This window comes from Fibrisoma limi BUZ 3 (assembly GCF_000296815.2).
GTDB classification, from domain to species: Bacteria; Bacteroidota; Bacteroidia; order Cytophagales; family Spirosomataceae; genus Fibrisoma; species Fibrisoma limi.
This window is the reverse complement of the sequence record NZ_CAIT01000009.1, coordinates 1,002,222-1,023,042: the sequence shown is the minus strand read 5'-3', so window position 1 is coordinate 1,023,042 and position 20,821 is coordinate 1,002,222. Positions and strand designations below refer to the sequence as shown.

Genomic DNA, 20,821 nt, shown 5'->3' with positions numbered 1-20,821 from the left:
CATAAACACTCGCAACAATGACTACTGATCATCACACTGAAACAAAAAAAACGACGCCTAAAAACAGGTTCGGTCTAAATCCGATCATTGTACTGTATGGCGTCATTATCCTGCTGGTAGCAGGGCTCGGCTACCTCTTTTACCGAAACTGGCAGCTAAATAACCAACTCGAAAATGAACGGACTTCCCTGCGGGCTACGGCCTGGCAGAATCAGGTAGTCAATGACCGCAATCAACTGACATTCGCCATGAAAACGTTTGTCTGGGCCGTTCGGAACGCGATGTTGCAGAACAAGCCTGGCGAAATCAATGAATATTTCAATACGATTGTTCAGAACAAAGGAGTCCGGGAGGTGTTGCTGGTCGATCCGGCCGGTAAGGTGACTCTGTCGACGAACAAAAAAAACCAGGGTATTGCGTTCGCCGATCGTTTTCCGGCTTACCTGCTCGGCAAGCAGGACATATACTTTAATAACAAAATACCTTACGAACTGTCGGCTCCCGTTACCGGCCCAAACCAACGGCTCGGTACGCTGGTTATGTTTTACACGCCCACTCCCGTACTGACCGATCCGGCAACTGCTCCGTAAGGTGTGTTTTCGCACTACTCAACGTTCTATCTATGAAATACATGTGGGTCATGCTACAGCCCGGTGGGGTGAACGAGCCGCCGTTCACGCTGAACGACGGTATTACGCTTTTCTGGCGGACCTTACGCAGTTTTGCCAAAGGATTTGCCGAACGGCTCCCTTACCTCATCGTGGGTGTGCTGGTATTTTTCCTGTTCTGGCTGCTGGGTAAGCTGGTCAAAAAAATAATCAACAACGTAGCCGTCCGTAGCCATGCCATCGACAATATGCTGGCTAATCTCATCAGCCGCATTGTCAGTACGCTCGTAACCATCTTTGGGTTTCTGGCCGCCTGCGTCGTCATATTCCCCTCGTTTAAACCCGGCGATATTATTGCCGGGCTGGGAATTACGTCGGTGGCCATTGGTTTTGCTTTCAAAGACATCCTGCAGAATTTTTTCGCCGGACTGCTGATCCTCTGGCGTCGTCCGTTTCTGGTGGGCGATCAGATCCGGGTGAAAGAGTATGAAGGTACCGTCGAGGAAATCAATATGCGGTCAACGCGGCTGAAAACCTACGATGGCGAACGGGCCATTTTGCCCAATGGCGATGTATACACCAGTTCCATACTGGTTCGGACAGCCTACAAACAGCGCCGAATGAAATTTGTCGTCGGTATTGGCTACCCTGATTCCATTGAGGAAGCCCGGCGTGTTATTCACGGCGTACTGGACCGGATCTCGGGGGTGCTGAAAGAGCCTGCGCCGTGGGTGTACGTATCGGAACTGGCCGGATCGTCGGTGAACCTGACGGTGTACTTCTGGGCGGAGTCAGTACAGGCCAACGTACTGAAAGTAAGCGACCAGGTGGTGACCGGCATCAAACTGGCTCTCGATGAGGCCGGTATCGATATGCCGTATCCACACACAGTGGTCCTGCTGGAGCAACAACCCGACGGCCCCGCCATACTGTCGCGCCCGCCAATCGCTAATCGAAAACCAGGTACAAATTCTAACGGTCAGCACTAACCATGGCAGACGAACTCGCAACCCTCAGCGACTGGCTGTTTAAAGGCTGGAACAGCATTATTCGAATTCTGGTAGTAGGCGTACTGGCCTACGCGGGCCTGTTGTTGTCGCTGAGAATATCGGGTAAACGCACCCTCTCAAAGATGAATGCGTTTGACCTGGTTGTGACCGTAGCACTCGGTTCCACCCTGTCGACCATCATCGTGTCCCGGCAAACGGGCGTAGCGGATGGCCTGACGGCCCTGGCCCTGCTGATTGCCCTGCAATACATTGTGGCGTGGCTGTCAGTACGCTCCTCAGGGTTCAAAAAATTAATCAAAAGTGAGCCGGCGCTGCTGTTTCATCAGGGACAGTACCTGCGAGGAGCAATGCGTCGGGAGCGTGTCACGGAGGACGAAATTCTGTCGGCGCTCCGTTCGTCCGGAGTTTCTAATCCCGACGACGTAGCGGCCGTGGTACTGGAAACCGATGGGTCGTTCAACGTCATTCAGAGTAAGGCCAATGCCGAGCCCTCCAGCCTGACCAACGTGCAGCGCTGAGTTTATTACGAACCCTACCATTGGACTAAAACTACCTTTTGAATGGAAACCAATCGCTCGTTTGCTCGCCGGGTTGTTATTGCCGCTTTCATAAGCCTGTTGCTGGTAGCTCTGTTTCTGCTGATTGGTTATGCGGCCAATTTTTTCTTTGTGGTGTTTGGCGGTATTCTGTTCGCCGTAGTAATCAGCGCGCTCAGTCACTGGGTAAACCGGAAAACACCGCTTTCCTACGGTATATCAGTGGTGGTCGTTGTGCTGGGAATCGTGCTGTTAATCGCCGTTGGTATCGCCCTGATGGCCCCGGCCGTAAGCCGGCAGGCCGACCAGTTGGCGCAGTCGCTGCCGCAATCCATCAACCAGCTTAAAACATCTTTACAGCAATCGCAGCTTGGCCAGCGCCTGCTGGATGGTATACCAAAAAATCCGGGTAAGATACTGTCCGGATCGGGGGGGAGCCAGGGTATCTTGTCGCGGGCAACGGGGGTTGTGTCGAGCACGCTCAACGGTTTGGTTAATGTGTTGATTGTCGTGATTACTGGTTTGTACCTCGCGTCGAGCCCCGACAACTATCGAAAGGGGTTTGTCCGGTTGTTTCCGCCGTCGTATCGCGACCGACTGCTTGGGGTAATGGATAAGTGTTACGATACCCTCAAGAACTGGTTTATCAGCCGGAGTATCACGATGGTGGTCGTGGGCGTGACAACCAGCGCGGGTCTGGCGCTGCTGGGTATTCCGTTCGCTGTCGTGCTGGGAATCATTGCCGGTATTCTCAATTTTATTCCAAACTTAGGACCGTACCTGGCGTTAGCTCCTGCCTTGCTGATTGCCTTTTCGCAGGGGGCCAATCAGGCATTGTACGTATTCATATTGTATATGGGTATTCAGTCGCTGGAAGGTTATATCCTGACGCCGTTGCTCGACAAACGATTTGTGTCCGTACCGCCCGCCCTGTTGCTGTTCGGTCAGGTGTTGCTCGGTATTCTGGTGGGATTGGCTGGGGTATTGTTTGCGTCTCCGCTGATTGCTGTGCTGCTGGTTATCGTGCAGGAACTATACATCAAGGACTGGCTGGAATCCAGGCGAACGAGCAAAGAGAATAGTAATTAACGTGACTCACGGGTAAGTCCGTAGCTTTTCTTTGATCCCGACCGGGACGCGTAGTCACCAGGAGGGATGACAGAAAAGCTACTACTGTAAACTGGAAAGTGTTTTGTTGCCAGCCATAACGCACGTTAGTTGATGGCCGGTGCTGTTGCCGCCGTACATCTATTTTAAAGACTTGCCAGCAGTCAGAAAGAAGGTTTGTATCAGAGTGACTTCAAGATCAGGTAGCCGGGCAAAACATCAGCTTCGGCATCTTTCTCCAGCTAATACAGGCAGCGGTCGCATACGTAACAAGCGGTTAGGTATCAGAATGGGAGCCGGTAAGTACCCTTTTCCGCGGATTTTTGACTTTCTAATCTAATTCTAATCAGAGCTTAAGTCCATATTTAGGTTTGTAATGCTACTTGCTATAGTACTCAACAAGAGAATCTATACTAAAGAGAAGAGTACATCAACAGACCTTTGACAACATGAAAAAGCAACTGATTATTTTGGCGGCCACGGCCTTCTCCGGTTCAGTGCTGGCTCAAGCGCCGGCACCCGACGCCAACACACTAATGAACTCAGGCCGATTTGATGAGGCCAAACAACTTCTGCTGCAGAATGCGCAGCAAAATCCATCCATGCAGACCTACTTTAATGCCGGCTACGGATATCTCCGGGCTGGTCAGCCAGATTCGGCACGAGTCTGGTTTGAAAAAGGGATTGCAACGGATGAAAAGCGAGTACCGCTCAATGAGGCAGGCGTTGCGATCACGTATCTGGTGCAGAACCCCACGTCGGCCGAAGCCCGGATCGAGGAAGTGGTCAAGAAAAGTAAAGGCAAAAATCCCGATATACTGTTCCGCATTGGCGAAGCGTACACCGGCTACCTGACTCCCGACAGTGGTTCGATCAAGCCCCGGTATCCAAAAGCTGTTAACGCAGCCAAGGCTATTGATTACCTGAATAGGGCCATGGAACGAGCCAAGAAAAATGAGGGTATCAAGGCAGATGTTCAATTAGCGCTGGGCGACGCCTACTACCTGAATCGTGAAGCCGGTACGGCCGTTACGCGGTACGAAAACGCCATTGAACAGGGCATGGACCGGTCGCGCGTGTATCAGCGGATCGGCGATATCTACTGGCAGGGTCGGAACTTGAATCTGGCCGTCGAAAACTACAAGAAAGCTATTGAAGCCAATCCAAATTACGCCCCGGCGTATAACCAGTTGGCCGAGCTGTATTTTCTGGTGAAGCGTTACAAAGACGCGTCTAATTACATCGACCAGTACGTGAAAGTAGCCGGGGATGTTCGGCCGGAGGCCTTATTGCGGCAGGCGCAGTTCCACTTCCTGGCCAATGACTTCCAGCGGGCCGTTAACCTGATCGACAGCAACCGGGTATCCCTGGGCCAGAATCCAATTCTTTACCGGATTCAGGGCTGGGCCTACTCATCGCTGAAGGAGCCGCAGAAAGCGATCGAGAACCTCAATACGTTCATCGAGAAGGCTCCGAACAAAGTGATGTACGATGACTATAAATACCTGGGCCGGGCGTATCTGGCGAAGGAGGGTTTTGCCAATGATTCGCTGAAGGCGCAAAACGACTCCGTAGGGGTGGCCTACCTGGTGAAGGCTGCGCCCAGCGATACAACCGAAAACCTGTATAGTGAAATCGCCAGGTACTATTACCGGACCAAACAGCACGTAGAAGCTGTAGCAGCGCTGGATTCGGCGGCTAAGCATGGATTTAAGGCCGATGTTCAGGATTTGTTCCGCTACGGTATGAGTAACTACACGCTCGGCTTCCAGCGCGATACGGCCGGTCGGCTCGTTCGTGACACGGTACGTTTTGCCATGGCCGATTCCGCCCTGGCCTTAGCTCAGCAAGGATCGCCCGATTATGCTCCGACGGTGCTGTATCGGGCAAAAGCCAACTACTACGCGTATCCTCCCGAAGAGGCTGTTCAGAATGGTAAAGCACGGCCATACTTTGAGCAATTCATCAACATGGTGGCCGAAAAAGAAGAGGAACGCAACCGGTACAAGAAAGACCTGGCGCTGGCCTTCAAGTACCTGATTTCATACAACGAACTGGTGACCAAGGATGAGAATGCCCGCAATGAATGGCTCAGACGAGGTCGCGAACTACTGCCCGGAAATCAGGATCTGGCCAAGATCGCAACGGCAGAAGCTACGGATACTGAAGAACAATAAGCGTGCTTTTTTCATAGTTGAGCAGAACCGAAAACGCTGCCGGGGAATGCATCCTGGCAGCGTTTTTTGTTTCTAACGAGCGCGCTGGCGAACTAGTAGGCTTCACCAGGGCCTCTGAACGGGTACCGGTTGTTCTGAAATACAGATCAGTTCACCACTCTCTGCCGGTTGACGTTAAATAGCCTGCCCGCCGTTGACGGATAATACGTGCCCATTGACGAAGCCGGCTTCGTCGGACGCCAGAAACCGGTACGCATTGGCAATGTCCATGGGTTCACCAATACGTCGGACAGGAATAGCAGCAACGGCCTGATTGCGGACCTCTTCGGGCATGGCATCAGTCATGTCGGTTTTGATAAAGCCGGGCGCTACGGCGTTGGCCGTAATGCCTTTGGGGCCGAGTTCTTTCGCCCAGCTACGAACCATGCCGATAATCCCTGCTTTGGCAGCCGCGTAGTTGGTTTGCCCAAACGCGCCGTGAACGCCGTTGATCGACGAGGTGCAGATGATCCGCCCGTATTTCTGCTCGACCATGTAAGGCGCTACAACCTTTGTGCAGTTGAATACCCCCGTCAGGTTTACATCAATGACTTGCTGCCACTCCAGGTGCGACATTTTCAGCAGTGTCCGGTCGCGGGTGATACCGGCGTTGTTGATGAGTATATCAATGCGGCCGTAGCGATCGTAGGTCTCCTTCGCGGCTGCTTCGATGGCGGGTACGTCGGTGGTGCTGATGGGCATAAACTCGCACCGGAATCCCTGATCGCGCAGGGATTGGGCGGTTTCTTCGCCGATGTCCAGTACGTCCCAGATAATAACGGTGGCGCCTTCCTGGCAGAATAATTCGGCGGCTGCGCGGCCAATTCCGCGGGCCGCTCCGGTGATGATCGCAACTCGATCTTGTAATCCTGGCATTTGGTTAATTGACTTGATTCGATTACTAATGTGTATGTTCGTTAGAGAACGACAACAGCTTTACCCGTAACGCGTCGTTCCATCAACGCACGGAGGGCGTCGGGAGCTTCGGCGAGGGTATATTGACCATGAATGTGCTGTTTTAGCTGCCTATCGGTTATCCATTGCAGAATGTCCCGGAAGTTCTGCATACTCTGCTTGGCCTCCCGCTGCGCGAAGGCTCCCCAGAACACGCCCACCAGGGAAGCGCCTTTCAGCAACGGCAGGTTAAGCGGTATGCTGGGGATGGCGCCACCCGCAAACCCTACGACCAGGTAGCGTCCTTTCCAGGCCAGCGACCGGACGGCAGGCTCGGCGTACTGGTCACCAACCGGGTCGTATACAACATCCACACCGTTTCCGCTGGTCAGTTCCTTGATTCGCTCGCGCAGGTCTTCGGTCGTGTAATTAATGGTTTCGGCAGCGCCCATGGTCCGGCAAACGGCCAGCTTTTCGTCGCTCGACGCGGCTGCTATGACGCGGGCTCCCATCAGTACACCCAATTGAACGGCAGCCAGCCCTACACCCCCGGCCGCTCCCAGAACCAGCAGCGTTTCGCCGGGCTGGAGGTTGGCCCGGTCTTTCAGAGCATGATACGACGTACCGTAGGTATACATCGTCGAAGCGGCCGTCACGAAATCCATGCCATCGGGCATAGGTAACGTAGTGGCGGCATTGGCCAGCACGTCGTCCGCAAAACCACCGTAGCCGGTCAGGGAGAACACGCGGTCACCGACGGTCAGATGCGTAACGCCCTCGCCGACTTCCTTCACAATCCCCGACACCTCGCCCCCGGGTGAAAAAGGTAGAGGGGGCTTGATCTGGTACTTGTTCTGAATGATGAGTGTATCGGGGAAGTTGACCCCGCAGGCCTTAACGCTGATGACGAGTTGGCCTTTCCCGGGCTTGGGCGACGGAACATCGGTCAACGCGAGGGTTTCGGGCGGGCCGTATCGTTCGCAGAGAATCGCTTTCAATGGCTATTGGTTTAGATGAGGTATATCGGGTAAACGCCCGTGAATAGCATCATGTTGGACTCAGATATGCCCCTTCTTCATTTCCATCACGGCATGGTCGGCGGCCCGGGCGGTCAGGGCCATGTACGTCAGCGACGGGTTCTGGCAGGCCGATGAGGTCATGCTGGCCCCATCCGTGACGAACACGTTTTTAACCGAATGTACCTGGTTCCATTTGTTCAGGATGGAGGTTTTCGGGTCCTTCCCCATCCGGGCTGTTCCCATCTCATGAATAGCCAGCCCCGGTGGCTGGTGGTTGTCGAACGCAGCGGTCACCCGTATGCCCGCAGCTTCCAGCATGGCTTTGCCCTGCTCAAGGGCATCCGCGGTCATTTTGTCCTCGTTCTCGCCCCAGCTACAGTCAATGTCGAGGGTTGGCATACCCCACTGGTCTTTTTTGTCGGGGTTGAGCCGGACGTGATTGTCAAACCGAGGCAGCATCTCGCCCATCGCCGTCAGACTGAAGGTCCACGCGCCTGGTTGCGTCAGCGATTCCTTGAACTCCGCCCCGAAACCGTCCACGCTGTTACCTCGGCCCCAGCCTTCCCGACTGGCCCCGGCTGCATACGCGTAGCCCCGTACAAAATCGTTTTGCTTGTCGTTCAGTACGTTGCGAAACCGGGGGACGTACGTTCCGGTCGGACGACGGCCGTAGTAATACATGTTGTCGAACTCCCTGCCTTCGTAGACCCCGGCGATGCGCCCCCGGTAGTTATGGTCCATGAGGTAATGCCCCAGTACGCCACTGTCGTTGCCCAGACCATTGGGAAACCGATTCGACGTAGAATTGAGCAGAATCAGGGTGGAGTTCAACGTAGCGGCATTCACGAAGATGACGCGGGCGTAGTACTCGCTCATTTCTTTGGTGTTTGTATCAATCACCCGCACGCCCGTTGCCTTGCCTTTTGCATCGTCATAGATAATGGAGTGTACGACCGAGAACGGGCGTATGGTAAGCTTGCCGGTTTTGGCGGCAGCCGGCAACGTAGCAGAGTTGCTGCTGAAATACGCCCCAAACAGACAACCCCGGGCGCACCAGTTACGGGCCTGGCAGTCGGCCCGGCCAAGGTCGGTATGGATTTTCTGTGCTTTTGACAGGTTGGCCGTTCGGCTGATGATCAGGTGTCGGTCCGGAAACTGCTTTTTCCAGACATCCCGAACGTGCTTTTCGAGGCAGAACATCTCAAAAGGCGGCAGAAACTCACCGTCAGGTAGGGTCGACAGGCCGTCTTTATTGCCGCTGATGCCCGCAAACCGCTCCACGTAACTGTACCACGGCGCAAGTTCCTCGTAACGGATAGGCCAGTCGATGCCGTGACCATCGTTAGCGTTATCCTCAAAATTGAACGGCGCCCACCGCTGCGTCCAGCGTGCCCACAGCAGTGATTTTCCGCCGACCTGATACCCCCGTATCCAGTCGAATGGCTTGACCTGCTGGTACGGATGGTCGGCATCGTTGATAAAAAAATGGCCGGAATACTCGTTGAAGGCGTACCCTACCTGGCTCTGAACAGGGCTTTGCGCCAGCTTGTCGACCGGATAGCGGCCCCGGTGTGTCATTTCCCAGGGGCTCGACATCGTAGTAGGATAGTCCTTCACGTGTTCGACGGGGCGGCCACGTTCCAGCACCAGCGTTCGCAGGCCTTTTTGGGTGAGTTCCTTGGCGGCCCAGCCACCGCTGATCCCCGAACCGATCACAATAGCATCGTATGTGCGCTGCGCTGTGGCGTCGATGTTGATGTTCATAAGACAAGAGCAGGAAGTCGGCCAAAGTTAGCCGATATGGCTTGAAATACGGAATGTATGCCTGAAATCTGACCTTTTCAAAGATTTTTTTGCAGTTTATAGATTATTTATAAAAAGTAAGTATACTTGTGACGAGTATAACAATACCACTAATTCGTTGCACAAACCCTTGTGGCACGTTCTCTTAACCTTATTTGTTATTTTTGTAAAAATGATACGGGGCCTGAGTCCCGTTTTTTTAAATGGAAACTCGTTTTGTTGAAAAAGCAACAAATGCTATTGCCGACAAGTACCGTCTGTCTATCCTGATGGAACTGTCGCGGAAAGGTAGTCTGACCAGCACCGACATTCAGGAAATGACCGGGTTGTCGCAGCCGTGCGTTTCACACCACGTCAAGCTATTGACGGATAGCGGTCTGGTAAATGCCCAGAAGGAAGGTAGAAATCTGCATCTGACGCTCAATAAAGAATCATTGCAACAGTTATCCGGTTTTCTGAATAACCTGACGTAAAAAATTTTTTACAAAAACATTCAAACTTTTAAATGTTTGATTGCGTTCTCTGCCCAGAACCATTCTAACGAATCATCACTATGGCTTCAGTACTGTTTTCAAAGGCTCAGTTAGGTAATCTGACGCTACAGAATCACATAGCTATGGCCCCGATGACCCGTAACCGGGCCACGGCCGATCACATTCCGACTGACATCATGGCGACCTACTACGCGCAGCGGGCGTCGATTGGCCTGATCATTACCGAAGGCACAGCGCCCTCGCCCAACGGCGAAGGGTACGCGCGGATTCCGGGTATCCACAACGCGGCACAGGTAGCGGCCTGGAAAAAAGTAACCGACGCGGTTCATGAAAAAGGAGGGAAGATTTTCGTGCAGTTGATGCACACGGGACGTATCGGTCACCACACGCACCTGGCCGGCAACGCCGAGGTGGTGGCACCATCAGCCATTGCTGCCGCTGGCGATATCTACACTGATGAGCAGGGTATGCAGCCACACCCGACTCCCCGCGAGCTGACCGCCGGGGAGGTGAAGGCAACTATTCAGGAGTTTGTTACTGCGTCGCAGAACGCCATTGAGGCTGGTTTTGACGGGGTGGAGCTGCACGGGGCCAACGGCTACCTGATCGAACAGTTCATCAGTCCTGATTCAAACCAACGTACCGACGAATACGGCGGTTCGATTGAAAACCGCAGCCGGTTCCTGCTCGACATCGCCGAAGCAACTGGTAAGGCTATCGGCTTCGACAAAGTGGGGGTTCGTCTTTCGCCATATGGTGTGTTCAACGACATCAAGCCCTACGCCGACGTTGATCAGACGTATTTCTACATCACCGAAAAACTGAATGAGCTGGGCGTTGTGTACGTCCACCTTGTCGATCACTCATCGATGGGTGCGCCGATTGTTCCGGATCAGGTTGTTGATGGTATCCGGGAGCGGTTTAAGGGAGCGCTGATTCTGAGCGGTGGCTACGATGCCGACCGCGCTGAAGCCGTATTGCAGAGCGGTAAAGCGGATCTGGTCGCGTTTGGACGGCCGGTACTGGCTAATCCCGATTTTGTCGAGCGCCTGAAAATTGGTGCCGAACTGAATCAGCCCGATTTCACTACGTTCTACACGCCCGGCGAAAAAGGATACATTGATTACCCCGTGCTGGAAGAGGTGAATGGATAAGTAGAGGAGAAAAGGGAAGAAGGGGACGAGAGGGAATAAAGGGAATCAGCGACAGACCCTTTTCTCCCTTTCGTCCCCTTCTTCCCTTTTCTCCTTTTATACCAACACCGCCTTCAATACCTGCTCCAGGATGAGCCGGCCGTCGGTGTTGCCCAGTACGGGATCAGCGGCCCGCTCGGGGTGGGGCATCATACCAAAGACGTTCTTGGTTTCGTTCGTTACACCGGCGATATTCTCCACGCTGCCGTTGCAGTTGGCGGCATCGGTAATCTCACCGGCTTCGTTACAGTACCGGAACAATACCTGGTCGTTGTCGTTCAGGCGCTTCAACGTATCAGCATCGGCAAAGTAGCGACCTTCACCGTGGGCAACGGGTATCTTATAGGCGGGTTTATCGAGTCCGGCCGTCAGCAATGCATCCTTCGACTGCGGAGCCAGGTGAATGTTTTTGCAGATGTACTGCTGATTGGTATTCCGGAGCAGCACACCCGGCACCAGCCGCGCTTCGGCCAGAATCTGGAATCCGTTGCAGATACCCAGCAGATAGCCGCCCCGGTTTGCGTGCGCGATCACTTCGTTCATGATGGGCGAGAAGCGGGCCACCGCGCCGGTGCGCAGGTAGTCGCCGTAGGAGAAACCGCCCGGCAAAATGATAAAATCACTGCCCTGCAGATCGTGATCTTTGTGCCAGAGTTTGACAACAGTCTGACCCATCAGTTCCAACGTGTCCACGGCATCCTGATCGCAGTTTGAACCGGGGAATACAACAACGCCAAATTTCATTGGTGAAAGAGCGAAAAAGTGAATGCGTGAACGTCTGATTTTCGTCGTTTGCGCATGGTTTACAAAGATACAAACTTTATTTCACCTCCACAGCCTGCCCCGTTGAGGTGGCTTTGCCGCGTTCAAACGTCAGGTCGATCCGGCCGAGATAAATTCCTCCGAAACCAACTTGATTGATCACCGTAGGCTTGCCGTCGAGGTTATTGACTGTAACGGGCGCTTCCAGGAACGTGTGCGTATGACCGCCAATGATGAGGTCGATGTTGCGGGTTTTAGCTGCCAGTACGTTGTCCGATACGGTGTCGTCGTTGTACTTAAAACCCAGGTGCGACAGGCAGATGACGTAATCACATTTTTCATTCGTCCGGAGCCGGGCCGCTACGTCATTGCCGATTTCGATCGGGTCGAGGTACTTCGTTTCCTTATACATCGCTTTAGGAATCAGGCCCGCCGGTTGAATGCCCAGCCCGAATACACCGATCCGAATGCCATCTTTCGTAAAGATGGTGGAAGGCTGCGTCCGGCCGTCCATGACCGTGTTCCTGAAGTCGTAGTTGGCGATCACGAACGGAAAACCGGCTTTGGCAAACTGATCGCGCATGTTGTCAATACCCCCGTCGAAGTCGTGGTTGCCGATGGTACCCGCGTCGTAACCCAGGCGCTTCATCGCCAGAATTTCTGGTTCGCCGTTATACAGGTTAAAGTACGGGGTTCCCTGAAAAATATCGCCCGCGTCGAACAGGAGTACGTTTTTCTGCTCCTGCCGAATGCGTTCGATCAGCGACATGCGCCGGGCGACGCCCCCTTTCCCCGCATTCCGGCCGGCATCCATCGGAAACGGGTCCAGCCGGCTGTGTACGTCGTTGGTGTGCAGAATAGTGAGTTGCGTGGTTTTCCCTTTGGCCAGTGCCTCGGGTGCGGTGGCCCCGATCACGGCGGCCGTACCGAGCAGTTTCAGGAACTGGCGTCTATTCGATTGTAATGCGTCCATCCGTGGTTGGAGTTATAGGTTGACCGGACTGACCCCGCTGCCGAAAATAATCGATCAGGGCATCGCGGATGAGGTAGTTAATGTCTTCACGCTTGACCGGATTTTTCAGGAAACCGGCGTTATCGCCCCCTTCGGCCACGTAATCACTCATCGCCACCGTATAGGTTTCGCTGGGTTGAATGGCCCGGCCATTGGTCAACGTCGCCGACTGCACCTTGCCATCATGGATGGTTGCCCGCAGCCCACCAACCACCAGTTTGTTCCCCTCGGCAAAGTGGTTGAGCAGTTGCATCAGCATATCGCCGGTCAGGGTCAGTATCACGAGCTTATTGTCGAACGGCATCACCTCATAAATGGACCCGATGGTGATGTTTCCTGCCGGTAGGTTGTTGCGAATGCCGCCAAAATTCAGATGCGATACGTCGATCGGCTTGCCGTATTTCTGGGATGCCTGCTGGAGAAGAGCGTCCGTCAGAATGTCGTTGAGCGGTCCGTTGGGCTGGCTTTTTTCAATTGGGCCGGTCGAGCGGGCCAGTACCGCGTTCATGGTCTGGTCGAGTTTCTGGCGGTACGGTTGCAGAAAGGAGGCCATACCCGGATCGGCCGTGGCCGTCGTAGAATCAACCTGAATGCGGTTGGCGGCTTGCTGCGCCAGGTGGTAGCTGGGCTGGCAGGCCGTTAGCACAGCCAGCAGAAGCAAAACCGGGGAAAATCGTCTGGGGGTCATTCGTTGTAATAGGTTATTCAGTCGTCAAACGCCGAACGTCAAATAAGCCGATGTTGGTGTTGATAGTCAGGGGGCTGGTTCCTGGTGCCAGGCTGGTGGTTGCCCACTCGTGACTGGGGCGGATTGTCTGCCAGGTACCGGAGCCAGTACGTACCTGTACGGGCAGCGCAAAATCCTGCCCATTGGCCACCCATCGATACCGAATCGAGCGTTCATTGGCTTCTGTTCGCATAATTTGATACTCCAGCACCGGCAGTTCAGTATGGCGCAGATACTGATCGAACAACGGTTTCAGGTCCGCGCCGGTTCGTTTGATGAGGAAATCAATCACCTCATTTGTGGTCACAATCGACAGTTTTTTCTCCGTAGCCAAGGCTTTAATGGCCGCAAACCACTTCGTATCGTTGTTAACCGCATGACGCAGCGTGTGTAGCATCCAGGAGCCTTTGTAGTAGATGTCGGTATCGGGCTGATCGGCATTTACGCCCAGCGGCCCCAGCATCGAGTATTCGTTCCTGATCAGGGGCCGTTGCGTGTTCAGGTACGTCTGCGCCGTGGCTGCTCCCTGCCTGCACTCCATGTAGAGCGCTTCGGCGTAGGTCGTAAACGATTCGTGAATCCACATCTCGGCGTGGTCGGCGCAACTCAGGCTGTTGCCAAAGTATTCGTGCCCGCTTTCGTGGATAATGATAAAGTCGAAGTTGAAGGGATTATTTTGGTACTTGTTCCCGTAGGCAATCGCGCTCTGGTGTTCCATGCCCCAGTATGGCGTCTCAACGAGTTTGTAGCCGTCGCGCCAGAACGGGTACTTGCCGAAATACCGTTCGTAACAGGCCAGCATGCCTTTCACTTGCTCAAAATGGGTTTTGGCTTTGCTGAGATTGAAGGGCAGGACGTAGTAATCGAGTTTCAGCCGCTGTCCGTCGGGACTGCGGTATTCGTCGGCGAAGTGGGCGTAGTCCGTGACGTTGAGCGTCACGTTGTAGCTGTTAATGGGATAGTGGACGTACCAGTTCCATTCGGTCTGGCCCGGACCGGCCGGCCGCTGTCCTTGCAGCAATCCGTTCGATACGCAGGTCAGGCCGCTGGGTACGCGGACGCGGATGCGCATCGAATCCGGCTCGTCGGAAAGGTGGTCTTTGCAGGGCCACCACAGGCTGGCGCCCTTGCCTTCGCAGGCTACCGTTACCCAGGGTTTGTTGTTGACCGAATCCCGCTGCCACACAAAGCCGCCATCCCAGGGTGCGTTTTTGGCGACCGTCGGGCTTCCCCCGTAGCTGATTGTGATCTCGCGCGTCTGCCCGACCGGCTGGTCCTGGTTCATCGAAATGAAGATCGCATTGCCGTCGCGCCGATAGGTGAGGGGTTTGCCGTTCTGCGTGATACGTCGTACCTGCATGTTGGCAAAGAGATCGACCTGCATCTGCTGAAACGCCCTGACTACTTTATACCGAATGACGTTGCTGCCTTCGATCGTCCGGCTGGTGGGGTCGACGCGCAGGCTCAGGTCGTAGAACAGCACATCGTAGCCGGTTCGTTCGGGCCGTAGCCCACCGCGCAGCGAGTCGGCACGGGTGTAGCGATTGGAGTCAGCCGTTGGTTGAGCACACGCGGATAAATAACAGAAAATGGCCAGTACGACCAGGTTGACCCGTCTCATGGAACGAAAAGAAATCAGTAACAAAGGTACAATCTCCGCCTAACTATGCCCGGACCGTAGTAGTCGGAATCGCCGGAGTGTATTACTTTATTGCTTCTGTTTTAAGAACGTAACGACTTTGTTAAATCTTTCTTTATCTGTGCATAAAACTGCCGTAATGTATTTGGCCTACTTTTGCCGCTGATCGAACCGGCAGAAAGAATACCTTAGAACGGGCTTCTCCGCCAGATGGTCTCCTGACTACGTATTACTACCAAATTGGTGTCGCATAGTGATGCACAACGCCCGGCCGCCTGGCTGGGCGTTGTCATATCCATTACAGCATCCGGCCCGGAAAAGTCAGCGTTGTGCGTTCGGGTTCGTAGTCTACCCGGCGGGGGCGGCTGAACCCACCGAGGCCTACTTGCAGATTGAGCAGCCCGCCCGAGAAAGGTTTGGCTGTCAGGACAGGGGTGTAGGAAAGCTTGGCCCGAATGAACCAGAAAGCGTCGGCGGCCCGGTTTGGGTTGCGCTCGTTGCTGCCCAGTTTAAAATCCCAGATCAGGCCGGCCACCGGAGCATGGTTAACCAGTGAGTACCCTTTGTAGCGCTCGTCGTTCCGATCGCGGGGCAATACGTTCAGCAGGCTGTAGCCGACGTATGGGATTACCCGGTGACGGGGCGATTCGTGAATGATTGACCCCAGACCCGCTTCGAACAGAATGGCGTTTACCTTCATGTGCTCATTCCAGGTTTTATCGCTCTGGGTGAACGACTCCCGAATGGTAGCGCTGTAGAGCGAAGGTTGCAGCAATAGTACGTATTGCCGAAAGACCACATCGAAACTATACACCAGACCGGTCGGCGGGTTGAGTGTCCGGCTGATTCCTCCGGTTGGTTGTATCGCGCTGCCGCCCAGAAAGACCCCTAGACCGACGTCCGACTGGTGATACGTAGTCACCATGGTGGGGGTATCATACAGTTGCTGCGCCACTTTTTGCTGCCACCGTTCCAGCGCCTGAAAGCTGCTGCCTCCATTGGTCTCCGACCGGAACCGATTGACCTGAGCGGTTAGCTCTGCGTTCGTCTGGTACTCGATCTGTTTCGCCTGATCCTTAAAATGACGGTCGGCTTTTAGCTCGATGAGCTTTATTTTCATCCGGCGGGCATGTACCTCCACCAGATCAAACAAAATCTGATTGTACAGCAGGGTTTGTTCCGTGCGGGCCGATTCCACCACCCACGACAGGTTCCGAAACATCAGACAGAAAGCGTCGATGACCGGTCGGCTCCGGATGGGGGTGGGCTGTACGTCGTAGCCAAGCTGGTAGTAAAACTCCGAGATGCCCTGCCCCGGCTGCGGCTCACCGTGAAAGTCGCTTAGTTTCAGACGCCGGGTTGCGCTCCAGTGCAGGGTGTCGATACGCTCCTGAGCCTGCGCGAACAGGGGGCATATGAGCAGCACGGTTAGCAGAAATCTCATGGCGATCCGGGAGGAGAGGGTAACAGAACCACGTAAATGTACGTACAGTTTGCTCATAATGTGTTATTTATCAATTTACAAGACTGTATGGTACCGCCACAGCCCCGATCTTATTTATAGTACGGTTTACCCGGCGTCGATAAGTAAACCAATCTGCGGCCAGAAAGTAAGTTATTGCTACTAAATCCGGTCGTTTGGCCCGTTATTGCCGCAATAAACCGGATGGTAGCCAAGCTTTGTACCATCTGTCTGTACCTTAACACCATGGAGCTTCAAGACATCGTAATTAGCTACCAGCCTAAACTGTTTGCACTGGCTTACCGCATGACGGGCGAGGTGGCTGTCAGCGAGGACATCGTGCAGGAGTCGTTAACCAACTGGGTTATCCTGCCGCATGAAGACGTCCAGAATCCATTGGCATACCTGGCAAAAACGGTAATTAATCGCAGCCTGAATCACCTGGCCGCTGTGAAACGACAGCGCGAAGTCTACAAAGGTACCTGGCTGCCGGAGCCGGTCGTCAGTCAGGACTATCGCCGGATCGATGCGCAAATCGACGTATCGTACGGATTCATGCTGTTGCTCGAAAAGCTTACCCCTACCGAACGGGCTGTTTTCCTGCTCAAAGAAAGTTTCGATGTAGAATACGCCGAGCTGGCCGAGCTGCTGGAACTGACCGAACCCAACAGCCGCCAACTGTATCACCGAGCCAAAGAGAAACTGGCCGGTGCAAAAAAACGCTTTCCAATCAACTCGGAGCAGCAACAAGCGTTACAACAGGCTTTCTTGATGGCCAGCCAAACCGGCGACATCAATCCTTTCGTGCGGCTGCTTAAAGAGGATATTGTTGTTTATTCAGATGGTGGCGGCAAGGCAAAAGCAGCGCTCAATCCGGTGGTGGGTATCCATCACGTAACGGCTTTCCTGAATGGATTAGCCCGGAAGAGCTGGATCATCCGCGACTGGCAGTTCGTGGAGGTCAACGGTGGAGTAGGGGCGCTGCTGTTTGACAAAGAAACCGGTGCGCTGGATTCCATCCTGATCATTGATCTGGACGGCGATCAGATCAGCAATGTCTACATTATTCGAAATCCCGATAAACTGCCGACGAGTTACTAACCCAGCCTAACTCCCTACCAACAGCCAGCCCAAGAAAAAGCCCGGAGCAATCGTTCCGGGCTTTTCGATTCATATAGCAGGGGATCAAAATTGCACACCGATGTTCAGACCCGGCCACATCCGTACCCGCGTTTCGTTGTTGGTTAACCGGTCATACACCGACCAGCTAACCCATTTGGTACCGATACCTTCCGCTACGTCCAACTGCGACACCTGTACGTTGAAGGTGGGCGTAACGGTCAGGGCAAAGCGGTTGTGAAGCGGGAAGATAAAGCTGACCCGTGCCTGATTCAACATGTTGAGCTGGTCCCAGGTTGTATTTTCTTCGTGAATGTGATAGGCAATGGCTTCGATACTGACCTCGTTGCGCTTGCCCATCGGCAGATTCGTACCGATACCGTAGCCGTAGCCCCAGCGGGTCTGGTTGTCGGTGGGGAGGGTGGCACCCAGCGCAAAGATGTTGTAGAATTTCCGGTTGCCGCCCATTTTGAATCCTACGTTGGCATAGAGAGCGTCGCTGGCCCAGACTTCAAACCGGCGGTAGCCGTTCGGAGAGATGCTGAGCAGACCAATCTGCGGGCCGTCGATGTCCTGCGCAATGTTAATCAGGCCGATCTGGGCACCGTTTACCCGCTTGGCGATGTTGACAATCCCGGCGATCTGCGGACCATGAACCGACCGCGCTACGTTGGCGATACCGGCAATCTGTAAGCCTCGTACACGTCCGCCAGCCAGATTCGCAATCCCGGCGAACTGAGCGCCCTGCACACTGCCACCTACTACGTTCGTGATGCCACCGAACTGCACGCCGTGGAGCGGGCCGCCTACCAGGTTGGCAATTCCGGCAAACTGCGCTCCTCTGGCTTCGTGCCGGACGGCGTTGACAATGCCCGCAAACTGCACCCCGTCGGCATAGTCTTTTTCGAGGTTGAATAGACCACTGGCTTCGAAGCCATCGAGGGCTGCGGCATAGCTGCCGAGGGCGTTCAGCGACAACCGGTTGCTCACTTTCCCGCTTTCGAGACCGTTGGTACTAAGGGGCGGAACGAAACCAATCTGAACGGCTCTGATTGGATACTGGCCCTTCATAAGTGGCTGGTCATCAACCTGCGTTGTGTCCTGGGCGATGAGTTGGCCGGCGGTTAAAAACAGAGTGCTGAGGTAGAGAAATACCTTTTTCATACGTGTATTCAGGTTGTATTCAAGTGTCAATTCGGAACGCTGCTTTCAGCGTGTTTACGAACCTAAGACCACCCAACATCAGCCTACCCCCACGCCACTCCTGAAAATTTCTTAAAAATAATTGCCGTAGTCTGTCACAGATACGGGGCCTTGCTGGTCAATGGGGTGATTACTAACAAATCAGTAGGTATGAAACCAAGAATTGAGAATCCCCAGCAAGTGGAGCCTAAAGCGTATCAGGCCATGTATGGCCTGGAAAGCTACGTCCGGCAGAGTGACATTGATACAATTCACCTTAAACTGATTAAGATTCGGGCGTCGCAGCTCAATAAATGCGCCTTTTGCATCCAAATGCACACGAAGGAAGCCCGTCAGAACGGTGAAACCGAGGAGCGTATCTACGCGCTCAACGCCTGGCAGGAATCGCCTTATTTTACGCCCGAAGAGCGGGCCATTCTGGCGCTCACGGAGCAGGTAACGTTCATCAGCGAGCAGCAGGTAACCGACGAAGTATACGATGAAGCCGTACGGTTGCTGGGTGAAAAGAAGGTGATGCAGGTAATCATGGCCATTGCAACCATCAACTCCTGGAACCGAATTGCCATCTCGGCCCGGGTGGTGCCGCAGTAAAGAGTTGATTTTTAAAAACAAAAAGCGCGGCCCCGGAATCGGGGCCGCGCCAGACCATATGTAGAAACGCAACATCTTGCGTCTCTACGTGGGTGATTAATACCGGTACATCTCCGACTTAAACGGTCCTTCCACCGAAACGCCGATGTAGTCAGCCTGCTCCTGCTCCAGCGGTTCGAGTTTCGCCCCAACGTGCGCCAGGTGCAGAGCCGCTACTTTCTCGTCCAGCTTCTTCGGCAGTACGTATACTTTGTTCTCGTACTTGTCGGCGTTCTGCCACAGCTCCAACTGCGCCAGGGTCTGGTTCGAGAACGAGCACGACATCACAAACGACGGATGACCCATCGCGCAGCCCAGGTTTACCAGACGGCCTTCGGCCAGGACGATGATCTCCTTACCATCAATCTCATACATGTCCACCTGTGGTTTGATCTGGCTCTTGCTGTGACCATAGTTCTGGTTCAGCCAGGCCATATCAATCTCGTTGTCGAAGTGGCCGATGTTACAGACAACGGCTTTATCCTTCATAGCCCGGAAGTGCCGATCCTTAATGATGCGGACGTTACCGGTGGCCGTTACAAAAATCTGAGCGCGTGTCACGGCTTCGTCCATCGGCACCACTTCGTAACCGTCCATGGCGGCTTGCAGGGCGCAGATGGGGTCGATTTCGGTTACCAGTACGCGGCAGCCGGCACCCCGGAGTGATTCGGCTGAGCCTTTGCCTACGTCGCCGTAGCCCGCTACAACCGCTACTTTACCAGCCAGCATCAGGTCAGTAGCCCGGCGGATGGCATCCACCAGCGACTCGCGGCAGCCGTATTTGTTGTCAAATTTCGACTTCGTTACCGAGTCGTTTACGTTGATAGCGGGCAGGTGCAACGTACCGTTTTTCATCCGCTCGTACAGGCGGTGAACACCCGTCGTGGTTTCTTCCGACAAGCCCCGGATGCCTGAGATCAACTCCGGATACACGTCAAACACCATGTTGGTCAGGTCGCCACCGTCGTCGAGGATCATGTTGAGCGGCTGGCGATCTTCGCCGAAGAACAGCGTCTGCTCGATACACCAGTTGAATTCTTCTTCGGTCATCCCTTTCCACGCATACACCGGAATACCGGCGGCTGCGATGGCGGCTGCGGCATGGTCCTGCGTCGAGAAGATATTGCACGACGACCAGGTAACGTCGGCGCCGAGTTCAACCAGCGTTTCGATCAATACGGCCGTTTGAATCGTCATATGGAGGCAACCGGCAATGCGGGCACCCGCCAGCGGCTTTGACGGACCGAACTCGGCACGAAGGGCCATCAGACCCGGCATTTCGGCTTCGGCGAGCCGGATTTCCTTGCGGCCCCAGTCGGCCAGGGCGATGTCCTTAACCTTGTAAGGAACGTACGTGGAGGTTTGCATAAAAGCAGTGGTCAGTTTA

At 54.3% G+C, this 20,821-nt stretch carries 19 protein-coding genes; 9 read left to right on the top strand and 10 right to left on the bottom strand.

The window, feature by feature from the left end; translation table 11 throughout:
• Positions 1-17: 17 nt before the first annotated feature.
• The 5 genes from BN8_RS23805 (at position 18) to BN8_RS23785 (ending at position 5,438) form a co-directional block, all read left to right on the top strand.
• Positions 18-590 carry a hypothetical protein gene (locus tag BN8_RS23805; RefSeq protein WP_009284501.1) on the top strand — a complete coding sequence of 191 codons (573 nt, stop codon included), beginning with the start codon at positions 18-20 and terminating at the stop codon, positions 588-590.
• Between the two features lie 32 nt (positions 591-622).
• Positions 623-1,597, top strand: a complete 975-nt coding sequence (locus BN8_RS23800) for a mechanosensitive ion channel family protein (RefSeq protein ID WP_009284500.1) — start codon at positions 623-625, stop codon at positions 1,595-1,597.
• Positions 1,598-1,599: 2 nt separating this feature from the next.
• Positions 1,600-2,136, top strand: coding sequence for a DUF421 domain-containing protein (locus tag BN8_RS23795; protein WP_009284499.1), 537 nt, complete (start codon positions 1,600-1,602; stop codon positions 2,134-2,136).
• Between the two features lie 42 nt (positions 2,137-2,178).
• A complete protein-coding gene (locus tag BN8_RS23790) occupies positions 2,179-3,243 on the top strand; it encodes an AI-2E family transporter (RefSeq protein ID WP_009284498.1) in 1,065 nt (354 codons plus the stop codon).
• 467 nt (positions 3,244-3,710) lie between these two features.
• Complete coding sequence (locus BN8_RS23785) at positions 3,711-5,438, top strand: tetratricopeptide repeat protein (protein ID WP_009284497.1); 1,728 nt, start codon at positions 3,711-3,713, stop codon at positions 5,436-5,438.
• A gap of 174 nt (positions 5,439-5,612) precedes the next feature.
• Here BN8_RS23785 and fabG read toward each other — a convergent pair whose 3' ends face one another.
• From fabG to BN8_RS23770, 3 genes are read right to left on the bottom strand one after another with little or no spacing between them, the layout of a single operon-like run.
• Positions 5,613-6,353, bottom strand: a complete 741-nt coding sequence (gene fabG / locus BN8_RS23780) for a 3-oxoacyl-ACP reductase FabG (protein WP_009284496.1) — start codon at positions 6,351-6,353, stop codon at positions 5,613-5,615.
• 41 nt (positions 6,354-6,394) lie between these two features.
• On the bottom strand, positions 6,395-7,369 hold the full coding sequence (locus tag BN8_RS23775) for an NADPH:quinone oxidoreductase family protein (RefSeq protein ID WP_009284495.1): 975 nt from the start codon (positions 7,367-7,369) through the stop codon (positions 6,395-6,397).
• Positions 7,370-7,429: 60 nt separating this feature from the next.
• Positions 7,430-9,154: a GMC oxidoreductase gene (locus BN8_RS23770; RefSeq protein ID WP_009284494.1), complete on the bottom strand. Its 1,725-nt coding sequence runs from the start codon at positions 9,152-9,154 to the stop codon at positions 7,430-7,432.
• Between the two features lie 242 nt (positions 9,155-9,396).
• On the opposite strand from BN8_RS23770, the gene BN8_RS23765 reads away from it, so the two are divergent.
• The gene (locus BN8_RS23765; protein ID WP_009284493.1) at positions 9,397-9,666 is read left to right on the top strand and encodes an ArsR/SmtB family transcription factor; all 270 of its coding nucleotides are present in this window, start codon (positions 9,397-9,399) and stop codon (positions 9,664-9,666) included.
• Positions 9,667-9,746: 80 nt separating this feature from the next.
• The gene (locus BN8_RS23760) at positions 9,747-10,841 is read left to right on the top strand and encodes an alkene reductase (protein WP_009284491.1); all 1,095 of its coding nucleotides are present in this window, start codon (positions 9,747-9,749) and stop codon (positions 10,839-10,841) included.
• Between the two features lie 96 nt (positions 10,842-10,937).
• Here BN8_RS23760 and purQ read toward each other — a convergent pair whose 3' ends face one another.
• The 5 genes from purQ to BN8_RS23735 all read right to left on the bottom strand — a co-directional run bounded on the left by purQ (position 10,938) and on the right by BN8_RS23735 (position 16,464).
• The gene (gene purQ / locus BN8_RS23755; RefSeq protein WP_009284490.1) at positions 10,938-11,624 is read right to left on the bottom strand and encodes a phosphoribosylformylglycinamidine synthase subunit PurQ; all 687 of its coding nucleotides are present in this window, start codon (positions 11,622-11,624) and stop codon (positions 10,938-10,940) included.
• Positions 11,625-11,700: 76 nt separating this feature from the next.
• Positions 11,701-12,615 carry a metallophosphatase gene (locus tag BN8_RS23750; RefSeq protein ID WP_009284489.1) on the bottom strand — a complete coding sequence of 305 codons (915 nt, stop codon included), beginning with the start codon at positions 12,613-12,615 and terminating at the stop codon, positions 11,701-11,703.
• Entirely contained in the window at positions 12,593-13,342 is a 750-nt protein-coding gene (locus tag BN8_RS23745; protein WP_009284488.1) for a 5'-nucleotidase C-terminal domain-containing protein, read from the bottom strand. Before BN8_RS23745 ends, BN8_RS23750 begins: the two co-directional genes overlap by 23 nt.
• Positions 13,343-13,355: 13 nt before the next feature.
• Complete coding sequence (locus BN8_RS23740) at positions 13,356-15,002, bottom strand: M1 family metallopeptidase (RefSeq protein ID WP_009284487.1); 1,647 nt, start codon at positions 15,000-15,002, stop codon at positions 13,356-13,358.
• 316 nt (positions 15,003-15,318) lie between these two features.
• A complete protein-coding gene (locus tag BN8_RS23735) occupies positions 15,319-16,464 on the bottom strand; it encodes a hypothetical protein (RefSeq protein ID WP_040006480.1) in 1,146 nt (381 codons plus the stop codon).
• A 264-nt stretch (positions 16,465-16,728) separates the two neighbouring features.
• Here BN8_RS23735 and BN8_RS23730 point away from each other — a divergent pair, with 264 nt between their 5' ends.
• The gene (locus tag BN8_RS23730; protein ID WP_040006799.1) at positions 16,729-17,583 is read left to right on the top strand and encodes a sigma factor-like helix-turn-helix DNA-binding protein; all 855 of its coding nucleotides are present in this window, start codon (positions 16,729-16,731) and stop codon (positions 17,581-17,583) included.
• Positions 17,584-17,667: 84 nt separating this feature from the next.
• Here BN8_RS23730 and BN8_RS23725 read toward each other — a convergent pair whose 3' ends face one another.
• The gene (locus tag BN8_RS23725; RefSeq protein WP_009284484.1) at positions 17,668-18,765 is read right to left on the bottom strand and encodes a hypothetical protein; all 1,098 of its coding nucleotides are present in this window, start codon (positions 18,763-18,765) and stop codon (positions 17,668-17,670) included.
• 189 nt (positions 18,766-18,954) lie between these two features.
• On the opposite strand from BN8_RS23725, the gene BN8_RS23720 reads away from it, so the two are divergent.
• The gene (locus tag BN8_RS23720; RefSeq protein ID WP_009284483.1) at positions 18,955-19,395 is read left to right on the top strand and encodes a carboxymuconolactone decarboxylase family protein; all 441 of its coding nucleotides are present in this window, start codon (positions 18,955-18,957) and stop codon (positions 19,393-19,395) included.
• 96 nt (positions 19,396-19,491) lie between these two features.
• Here the strand turns inward: BN8_RS23720 and ahcY are convergent, their stop codons facing one another.
• Positions 19,492-20,802 carry an adenosylhomocysteinase gene (gene ahcY / locus BN8_RS23715; protein WP_009284482.1) on the bottom strand — a complete coding sequence of 437 codons (1,311 nt, stop codon included), beginning with the start codon at positions 20,800-20,802 and terminating at the stop codon, positions 19,492-19,494.
• Positions 20,803-20,821 lie beyond the last annotated feature (19 nt).